The sequence below is a fragment of the Aeromonas sp. ZOR0001 genome, from assembly GCF_000801015.1.
Taxonomy (GTDB): domain Bacteria; phylum Pseudomonadota; class Gammaproteobacteria; order Enterobacterales; family Aeromonadaceae; genus Aeromonas; species Aeromonas veronii.
This window is the reverse complement of sequence record NZ_JRJY01000079.1, coordinates 23,339-32,266: the sequence shown is the minus strand read 5'-3', so window position 1 is coordinate 32,266 and position 8,928 is coordinate 23,339. Positions and strand designations below refer to the sequence as shown.

Sequence of the window (8,928 nt, the reverse complement as noted above, 5' to 3'; positions counted from 1 at the left end):
AAAGCGCGGGATCGAGCCGCAGCCGGTTGGCCGCCAGCGCGTTGAGGTAGCGCAGCCGCCCCTGCGGATCCCAGGCCAGCACACCGTCATCCATGCCATCGAGCAGGGCGTAAAGCTCGCTCAGGTGGTGCTGGGACTCCTGCATCAGGGTCTCCATCTGCAGCAGATGGGCTAGCTCGCGCCCGGCGCTGACGGTGAGCGCCAGATCGCCGGCGCTCGCCTCCTCCACCTTGCAGATCAGAGCAATGATGGCGACCTGACGGCCGTTGCTGTTGTAGACCGGGCTGGCGCAGCTGTGCCACGGGTGGAGGGTCTGGTTGAAGTGCTGGGTGCCGCTGACGCAGAGCGGCACCCCCTCCAGCGCCGCCAGATTGATGGCATTGGTGCCGATGCGCCCCTCGCTGAAGAAGGCGCCGGGGCCAAACCCCAGCGCCGCCAGCTCGCGCAGGGTGTCGGGATGGCCGGTCTGGGCCAGCAGGCAGCCGCTCTCGTCGGTGAGCAGCAGGGCGCAGGGGCGCCCCTCCATAAATTCGTAGAGATCCTCGAGGGCCATCTCGCCGGTGGTGAGCAGGTCGCGCTTGCGCTGGCGCAGGCTCTGCAAGGTCTGCCCCTTGGCGCTGTGGGGCGGATGCCAGAGGGTGGCACTGGTCTGGTGGGCGCAGCGCAGCCAGGATGCCTGCAGATAGTCAGGCCAAGCGAGCAGCGGCTGAAGGTCAGATGACATGGTCACAGCAATATCCGGCAAGATGTGAGCCGACCATTTAACCACGCCAGCACCCCCGATTCAGTGACCTGCCTCAGAGGGTGGCAACCCCGTCATCCTCCCGCTCGGGTTCACCGTCGGCAAACTGCTGGCCGAGGCAGTGACAGAAGGCGCGGCACTCCTTCGATTTTTTGATATATAGCCCCCGATCACACTACTGACTTGTTTATAAAAAAGGAGACCAAATGACGCTTTCCATTGCCGCGCCTTAAGTGTATTTTGCTTAGCAGCAATAATCAGAGCCAAAGGAATACAATTAGAGAATATGTTCAGCACCATATGCAGGTCGGTAACGTTGTAATTTCAAATTTTTTCGTGGAGAACCAAACTTATATATAATGTACTATTAACGGATTAATAATCGCCTTTTACCTAACCACTCTTATTAATAATATGGAGAGAATGTTTTGAATGATCTTATTACAGCAATTAAAGCTTGGCCAATAATAGTCCAGGGGGCACTAGGCTCTGGGTTATTTTGGTTGATTTTAGTCTTACTACAAAAAATATCTTTAAAGATTACAGGCTATCTTTCACATTTATTCAAGGAGAGTGAAAAATCTGAAATACGAACTGAACTCTTGAAAATACTAATGACCGAGGCTGCAGGGATTGAAAAACTTAATTATGCTGCGCCTATTTTATATAGAATGGCTAGACCATTTTTAAGAGCTATTTTATGGTTAGTGTTAGGGCTTTTTGTAGGAAGCATTATCTCTATATTCGGCATAATTGGCTATATTGGTAGTATTTATTACCTGCTTCAAGCGTTAAATGTAGTTTCTGCTTATAAGTACAATGGCGACTTAGAAGAGCGTAAGTCTGCACTATCTGCACGGTTAAAAGAGCTAGAGGAAAATGTATAACCAAGCACACCAGTTTCTGCCTGATTATCTACGCGCGGCGCTAACGTGACATTAGGCCCCCACCTTTCAGACCGTAGGTTCGATTAGCCGTAAGGCGTAATCGGACGTTCGCGTAAATAGCTCCTCTCGCGATAACGGTTATACATATCTCCCCTCTAACAGACGCCCAGACGCCGCTGATTCACGAAAACACCAAGACAGCGGCATCTCGATCGTCAAAAACCAAAGAGCCGCCCTTATGGGCGGCTCTTGGTATCAGCGATGGATGGCTGAATCGTCTTGTCGTCACTCGGTCTTGGGCGCTTCAACCGCGGCAGTCGCCGGTTGGTCATCTTCCTTGATCCAGGCATCCAGCAGGGTGTAGCCCACCGCCAACACGACCGGGCCGATAAAGAGACCGATAATCCCCATGGTCAGCAAGCCACCGATTACCCCCACCAGAATGAGGATCAGCCCGTAGGTTCGATTAGCCGCAAGGCGTAATCGGACGTTCGCGTAAAGCAATTCCCCCCGCTATAACGGCCATCCATATTTCTCCTCTGCCAGATGCCGCTGATTCACGGAAATACCGGAACAACGGCATCTCGATCGTCCGATTACGCTTCGCTAATCGAACCTACATGGCACGGTAATAAAGCAAAGAGCCGCCCTTATGGGCGGCTCTTGGCATCAGCGATTAATGGCTGAATCGTCTTGTTACCGAATCGTCTTTTTAATGAATCGTTATTGGGCCTTGGGTGGTTCAACCGCAGCAGCCGCCGGTTGGTCATCTTCCTTGATCCAGGCATCCAGCAGGGTGTAGCCCACCGCCAACACGACCGGGCCGATAAAGAGACCGATAATCCCCATGGTCAGCAAGCCACCGATTACCCCCACCAGAATGAGGATGAGCGGCAGGTCGGCGCCCCGCTTGATCAGGAAGGGGCGCAGGAAGTTGTCCATGGTGCCCGCAATCAGTGACCACACCAGCAGGAAGGTGCCCCAGGTGGTGTCGCCGCTCCAGTAGAGGTAACCAATACAGGCCAGCAGCACCGGGAAGGGGCCGATCTGGGCAACGATCAGCAGGAACATCACCACCACCAGCACCATGGCGTAGGGGATACCGGCAATCAGCAGGCCGACACCGGCCACCGAGGATTGCACCAGCGCGGTCACTACCACCCCCATGGCTACGGCACGGATCGCCTGCGAAGCGAGCACAGTGGCGTTATCACCACGCTGACCCGCCAGCCGGTGGGCGAAGCGGCGAATGCCGGTCGCCACTACTTCACCCGAGTGATAGAGCACACCGCAGATACCGACCGTCAGCAGGAAGTGGACAAACAGCAGCCCCAGATTACCGGCCTGAGAGGCCAGCCAGCGGGCGGTCTGGCCGAAATAGGGGGCCAGCTTGGCAAACAGCACCTGACCACCGCTCGCCAGAATTTGCTGCCAGAAGTCATAGAGCTTGTCGCCCACCAGCGGAATTTGTTGCAGCCAGAGCAGCTCCGGCGGCGGTGACTGGCTGATATGGGTACCCAGCTCAATCAGCATGGGGGCCTTCTCCGCCACATTGGCCAGCGTCATAAAGAGCGGGATGACAAACATCAGCAGCAGTACCAGCGTCATAAAGAGGGCCGCCAGGGTGCGCTTGCCCCACAACAGGCGCTGCACCATCAACATCAGCGGCCAGGTGGCGATGGTGATCATGGTGGCCCACACCAGCGCAGGCAGGAAGGGCTGCAACACCAAGAAACAGGAGATAATCAGGATGCTGAGAAACAGCACCCCCAGGGTTATCTTGGCCAAATCCACTTTTTTCACATTCATAGAGTTCCCTTGTCAGAGCCGTTGCCCTTGGGTCGAGTGTCGCATTTCAAGAAAGAGAGTATCCACCAGAGGCCAGCGCTCAACCAGAGCCCCAGCCCGAAAAAGAGCACAAACTGACCAAGCAGTATGGCCAGCGAACTGCTGGTCAGCAGCGGCAGCGCCCAGAGCCCCGCCCCTATCACCGCGCCCCCCACCAGGGTGACCGCACCAGTCACAATGGGGGGATAACCGCCGCGGGTCAGGGTAAGCAAACCGCCAACCCAGATCCCGAGGGCCGCCAGCCCGATCCCGGCCAGATGGGCCGACTGGGTCAGGCCCGCGCAAACCAGTGCTGCAGCGATCAGCAAGCCCCACACGGATGAACGCTGATCCAGCCGCCAGTAGGGACGCGCGGCCAGCAGCAAGGCGCCGATCAGCAGGCCAACCGCCACATCGGAGATAAAGTGCACCCCGAGCCATACCCGCGCCAGACCTGTGGTCAGCGCCAGCAGCAAGGCCAGCGAATAGGCCAGCCCCCGCCGGGCAGGCCAGAGCCAGCCAAGCAGCGCCCCCCAGAACAGCAGGGCCGAAGCGGTATGGCCGCTCGGCATGCCAAAGCCTTGCGCGCTCTGGGCCGCCAGCAGCGGTTGCAGATGGAAGGGGCGCGGCCAGCCGATCCCCTCCTTGCTCGCCTGCACCAGCAAGCCAAGCCAGAGCATGGCGAACAGCAACTGGCGCAGCCGCGACCACCCCAGCAGCGGAAGCAGCAAAGGTATCAGGGCAAGCTGAAAGCCGCCTGAACCAAACAGATTGCTGACCGACAGCCACCAGACATCGGGCCCCAGCCACTGTTGCAGGTGCAGCATCAGCGGGATCTCGGCCTGATGCAGCGCATTGCCCTGCGCCACGAAATCGGCCTGCCAGTGCACCTCGCTCTCGGGCACCTTATCCAGTCGGGATTGCAGCCAGTCGAGCTGATCCGGGAAGCGGCGCTGCTCGCGGGGGAGCTGGTCGATGGCGATCAGACGGGCATTGAGGATCTCCCCACCCAGATTGGGAGCCTTCAGCAGCGAGACAAAATCGGAATCTTGCTGGGCGACGATGGGTTCCAGAGTGCGGCAGGCGAAGATAAGCGCCCGCTGCCAGCGACCCAGCTCCTGCACCACCTCCCCCTGCAAGCCGGTCTCTTCATAGAGTTCGCGCAGCGCCGCCTGCTGCGGGCTCTCGTCGCCATCTATATAGCCACCGCTCAGGCTGTAGCGGGAGGAGATGCGATCCTGCACCAGCAGTAGTTGATCCTGATGGCGGATGGCGCAGGCCGCTGCCGTTGGGCCAGCCGGTTCGGCACTCAGGGCTGGCAGAGCGGCAAACAGCGCCAGCAAGAGTAAAAAGAGGGTTCTCGACATCAATTTGCTTTCCCTATGCACAATGGCGACAAGCCTCCCAGAAATCAGATAGTTGGGCAACGGTAGCGGCCGGATCGCCGCCGTTCCCGCCGCGCTGGCGGTGCACGGAAGATTGCGATGAAGCAGGGCACTCCCTACTATTGGCGGCTATCTTCAATTTCATGCAGCAAACGCTGGAGCCCTCCATGAGACAGTTCGGCTTTTTCCTCGGCATCGCCATCGGTGTCATTTTGATCCTGTTCGGCAGCATCGTCATCTTCCAGGCCCTCCCTGCCGCACTGGATGTGCTGGAGATGCCAAGCCGCATCCCGTTCGTGCGCGAGGTCTACACCTGGCTGATGACCAGCGCCAACGGCCTGACCGCCCAGCTGGAGCAGAACTTCCTGGAAGCGTTCCAGACCGTGCTCAAGCTGATCCTGCTCATCACCTTCATGTGGGTCTGCGTCAAGCTGGTCAACATGGGGGTGCTGATTATCCGCGCCGGGGTTGATCTGATCCGCACCGCCATCGCCCACAGCGAAGGCCCCCACGACCAGAAGAAGCCGGATCAGCACGATCACTTCTGACTAAGCAGTGGTCAACGGATGTGAACGCTGCCGCCCCCAACCGTGGCGGCAGCTTTATATGCGCGGTATGAAGGCCCCTCCCAGCCCCCATGAATACCTGATAAAGCAGTGGCTTTCCCTTGTGAATCAGCAAACTGCCCATATGTTGCATCACCTTGACATGGTTTGCGCCCCGCGCGGCGGCGGCCCGGTTTCTATCCCGACCCCGTGCTCTGGTATAATCGACCACCTCTTTTCCCCGTTATGGAGCCTGTTCATGCCCAATCATGCAGAAAGTGCCCTCGAGGTTCGTCTCGACAAGTGGTTGTGGGCAGCCCGTTTCTACAAGACCCGCTCCATTGCGCGGGATCAGATAGACGGGGGCAAGGTGCACTACAATGGTCAGCGCAGCAAACCGGGCAAACAGGTGGAAGTGGGTGCACTGATCCGCTTCTGGCAGGGGCAGGACGAACGCGAAGTGCGGGTGCTGGCCTTGAGCGAGCAGCGCAAATCGGCACCGCTGGCCCAGCAGCTCTATGAAGAGACCGCCGAGAGCCTGAAAAAACGGGCCGAGAACAGCGAGGCGCGCCGCTTCAACAGCCAGTTTGCCCCCAGCCCCGAGCGCCGCCCCGACAAGCAGGAGCGACGCCAGTTGCTCAAGGTCAAACAGTACTGACCGACCCCGATTTGATACCGGGCTGGCATCAACCCCAGCCCGCCCGATTTACCTCACCGAAAAGCCAGGAATACATGATGAGCAACCAAGATCTGCTGTATCGCTATCTGTTTGAAGAGTACGAAGTGCGTGGCGAGCTGGTCCAGCTGGATCACACCTACCGCCACGTAGTGGAAGCCCAGAACTACCCGGTGCAGGTGCAAAAACTGCTGGGCGAGCTGCTGGTCGCCACCAGCCTGCTGACCGCCACCCTCAAGTTTGAAGGCTCCATCACAGTGCAACTGCAGGGCGATGGCCCGGTGCGTCTGGCCGTGATCAACGGTGACAACAACCAGCAGCTGCGCGGCGTGGCCCGCTATGAAGGCGAGCTGCCGAGCGATGGCAAGCTGCAGAGCCTGATTGGCAACGGCCAGCTGATCATCACCATCACCCCGGAGCAGGGCGAGCGCTATCAGGGCATCATCGCGCTGGACGCCGACACCCTGGCAGGCTGCCTGGAGCACTACTTCGCCCGCTCCGAACAGCTGGCCACCAAGCTGTGGATCCGCACCGGCTACCACGAAGGTGCGCCGCGCGCTGCCGGCATCATGCTGCAGGAGCTGCCCGCCCAGAGCGAGGATCACAGCAACGATTTCGATCACCTGACCCAGCTCACCAGCACCATCAAGGATGAAGAGCTGTTCGGCCTGCAGGCAGAAGAGATCCTCTACCGTCTCTACCATCAGGACAAGGTGCGGGTGTTCGATCCGCAGGCAGTCGAGTTCCGCTGCACCTGCTCCCGCGAGCGCTGCGAAGGGGCCTTGCTGCAGATAGAAAAGGAAGAGGTCATGGAGATGGTGCAGGAGCTCGGCAAGATCGACATGCACTGTGATTATTGCGGCGCCCAGTACCAATTTAATGGGATCGATGTCGAAACCCTGTTCAGCAGGGCTCCCGGCAATGATGCAAACCAGTTACACTAATTAAAGGCGGGCAAAACCCGCCTTTAACTTTAATAACAAAAAAATACCCTATTTTATAAAGTTTGATGGCGATCGCTAAACTCTACCACCTAAGTGATAGGATGACCGTCAGATAGAACCCTACCAACCTCTGAACCCAGGAGAATACAATGACAATCGTGGCAGAACCCACCCTGGCCCAACAATTAGGACTGGACCAGTACGGCATCAAAAACAGCCAAGAAATCGTTCGCAACCCCTCTTACGAGCAGCTTTTCGCCGAAGAGACACGCCCTGACCTGGAAGGGTTCGAGCGCGGTGTGGTGACCGAGCTGGGCGCCGTCAACGTAAACACCGGTATCTTCACCGGTCGCTCCCCGAAAGATAAATATATCGTCAAAGATGCCACTACCCAGGATACTGTGTGGTGGTCTGACCAGGGTAAAAACGATAACAAAGCCATTACCCCGGAAGTGTGGTCACATCTGAAAGGGCTGGTCACCAAACAGCTCTCCGGCAAGCGCCTGTTTGTAGTCGACGGTTTCTGCGGTGCCAACCCGGATACCCGCCTGGCCGTGCGCATCATCACCGAGGTGGCCTGGCAGGCACACTTCGTGAAAAACATGTTCATCCGCCCGAGCGATGAAGAGCTGAAAACCTTCAAGCCTGACTTCGTGGTGATGAACGGTGCCAAGTGCACCAACCCGAACTGGAAGGAGCAGGGTCTCAACTCCGAGAACTTTGTTGCCTTCAACATGACCGAGAAGATGCAGCTCATCGGTGGCACCTGGTACGGTGGCGAGATGAAGAAGGGCATGTTCTCCATGATGAACTACTTCCTGCCCCTGCGCGGCATTGCCTCCATGCACTGCTCCGCCAACGTGGGTCAGGACGGCGATGTCGCCATCTTCTTCGGCCTCTCCGGCACCGGCAAGACCACCCTCTCCACCGATCCCAAGCGTCAGCTGATCGGCGATGACGAGCATGGCTGGGATGACCACGGCGTGTTCAACTTCGAAGGGGGCTGCTACGCCAAGACCATCAAGCTCTCCGAAGAGGCTGAGCCGGACATCTACCACGCCATCCGTCGCGATGCGCTGCTGGAGAACGTGACCGTTGCTGCCGATGGTACCATCGACTTCGATGATGGCTCCAAGACCGAGAACACCCGCGTCTCCTACCCCATCTATCACATCGACAACATCGTCAAGCCGGTATCCAAGGCAGGTCACGCCACCAAGGTGATCTTCCTGACTGCCGACGCCTTCGGCGTGCTGCCCCCGGTCTCCAAGCTGACCAAGGAGCAGACCAAGTACCACTTCCTGTCTGGCTTCACCGCCAAACTGGCCGGTACCGAGCGCGGCATCACAGAGCCGACTCCAACCTTCTCCTCCTGCTTTGGCGCAGCCTTCCTCTCCCTGCACCCGACCAAGTACGGTCAGGAGCTGGTGAAACGGATGGAAGCGGCAGGTGCAGAAGCCTATCTGGTCAACACCGGCTGGAACGGCACCGGCAAGCGCATCTCCATCAAGGATACCCGCGCCATCATCGATGCCATCCTGGATGGCTCCATCGAGAAGGCCGAGACCAAGGTGCTGCCGATCTTCAATCTGGAGATCCCGACCGCGCTGCACGATGTGAACCCGGCGATCCTCGACCCGCGCGACACTTACGCCGACAAGGCCGAGTGGGATGCCAAGGCCGTCGATCTGGCAGGGCGCTTCATCAAGAACTTCGAGCGCTTCACCGATAACGATGAAGGCAAACGTCTGGTTGCGGCAGGCCCGCAGCTGTAACAGGCTCGCTTCGTATCAGTGACATCATGCTGGTCAGCCACGCTGACCGGCATTTTTGTTTTTGTGGAGCGCCGAACGCCGCCATCGCTCCCGTTAAAGGGGCCAAAACCTTGCCTTTGCCTGTTGTGACAGGTTAGATTCAGCCAA

General features: G+C 58.3%; 8 protein-coding genes and 1 pseudogene. 5 read left to right on the top strand and 4 right to left on the bottom strand.

Features of this window, described 5'->3' with window-relative positions; all coding sequences use genetic code 11:
* The coding region (locus L972_RS21855) for a GAF domain-containing protein (protein WP_047437925.1) at positions 1–724 on the bottom strand (724 nt) is incomplete at its 3' end.
* A gap of 446 nt (positions 725–1,170) precedes the next feature.
* On the opposite strand from L972_RS21855, the gene L972_RS21425 reads away from it, so the two are divergent.
* Positions 1,171–1,629: a hypothetical protein gene (locus L972_RS21425; protein ID WP_136501606.1), complete on the top strand. Its 459-nt coding sequence runs from the start codon at positions 1,171–1,173 to the stop codon at positions 1,627–1,629.
* Positions 1,630–1,914: 285 nt separating this feature from the next.
* Here the strand turns inward: L972_RS21425 and L972_RS21420 are convergent.
* The 3 genes and pseudogenes from L972_RS21420 to L972_RS09795 form a co-directional block, all read right to left on the bottom strand.
* Positions 1,915–2,082, bottom strand: a pseudogene (locus tag L972_RS21420) (AI-2E family transporter YdiK); the annotation flags it as partial.
* 270 nt (positions 2,083–2,352) lie between these two features.
* The gene (gene ydiK, locus L972_RS09800) at positions 2,353–3,438 is read right to left on the bottom strand and encodes an AI-2E family transporter YdiK (protein ID WP_047437873.1); all 1,086 of its coding nucleotides are present in this window, start codon (positions 3,436–3,438) and stop codon (positions 2,353–2,355) included.
* Complete coding sequence (locus tag L972_RS09795; RefSeq protein ID WP_047437871.1) at positions 3,435–4,823, bottom strand: bifunctional NUDIX hydrolase/phosphatase PAP2 family protein; 1,389 nt, start codon at positions 4,821–4,823, stop codon at positions 3,435–3,437. Before L972_RS09795 ends, ydiK begins: the two co-directional genes overlap by 4 nt.
* A 185-nt stretch (positions 4,824–5,008) precedes the next feature.
* On the opposite strand from L972_RS09795, the gene L972_RS09790 reads away from it, so the two are divergent.
* The 4 genes from L972_RS09790 to pckA all read left to right on the top strand — a co-directional run bounded on the left by L972_RS09790 (position 5,009) and on the right by pckA (position 8,781).
* Entirely contained in the window at positions 5,009–5,389 is a 381-nt protein-coding gene (locus tag L972_RS09790) for a hypothetical protein (RefSeq protein WP_005340143.1), read from the top strand.
* 256 nt (positions 5,390–5,645) lie between these two features.
* Entirely contained in the window at positions 5,646–6,044 is a 399-nt protein-coding gene (hslR, locus tag L972_RS09785; RefSeq protein WP_005340141.1) for a ribosome-associated heat shock protein Hsp15, read from the top strand.
* Between the two features lie 77 nt (positions 6,045–6,121).
* Positions 6,122–7,006 (top strand): Hsp33 family molecular chaperone HslO, encoded by an 885-nt coding sequence (hslO, locus tag L972_RS09780; protein WP_005340140.1) that lies wholly within the window; start codon positions 6,122–6,124, stop codon positions 7,004–7,006.
* 149 nt (positions 7,007–7,155) lie between these two features.
* Positions 7,156–8,781 (top strand): phosphoenolpyruvate carboxykinase (ATP), encoded by a 1,626-nt coding sequence (gene pckA / locus L972_RS09775; protein WP_005340139.1) that lies wholly within the window; start codon positions 7,156–7,158, stop codon positions 8,779–8,781.
* Positions 8,782–8,928 lie beyond the last annotated feature (147 nt).

What these genes read in the sequence shown, in the direction of transcription:
- pckA (WP_005340139.1), top strand. Translation starts at nt 7,156, where the DNA reads ATGACAATCGTGGCAGAACCCACCCTGGCCCAACAATTAGGACTGGAC.
- hslR (WP_005340141.1), top strand. Translation starts at nt 5,646, where the DNA reads ATGCCCAATCATGCAGAAAGTGCCCTCGAGGTTCGTCTCGACAAGTGG.
- hslO (WP_005340140.1), top strand. Translation starts at nt 6,122, where the DNA reads ATGAGCAACCAAGATCTGCTGTATCGCTATCTGTTTGAAGAGTACGAA.
- L972_RS09790 (WP_005340143.1), top strand. Translation starts at nt 5,009, where the DNA reads ATGAGACAGTTCGGCTTTTTCCTCGGCATCGCCATCGGTGTCATTTTG.
- L972_RS09795 (WP_047437871.1), bottom strand. Translation starts at nt 4,823, where the DNA reads ATGTCGAGAACCCTCTTTTTACTCTTGCTGGCGCTGTTTGCCGCTCTG.
- ydiK (WP_047437873.1), bottom strand. Translation starts at nt 3,438, where the DNA reads ATGAATGTGAAAAAAGTGGATTTGGCCAAGATAACCCTGGGGGTGCTG.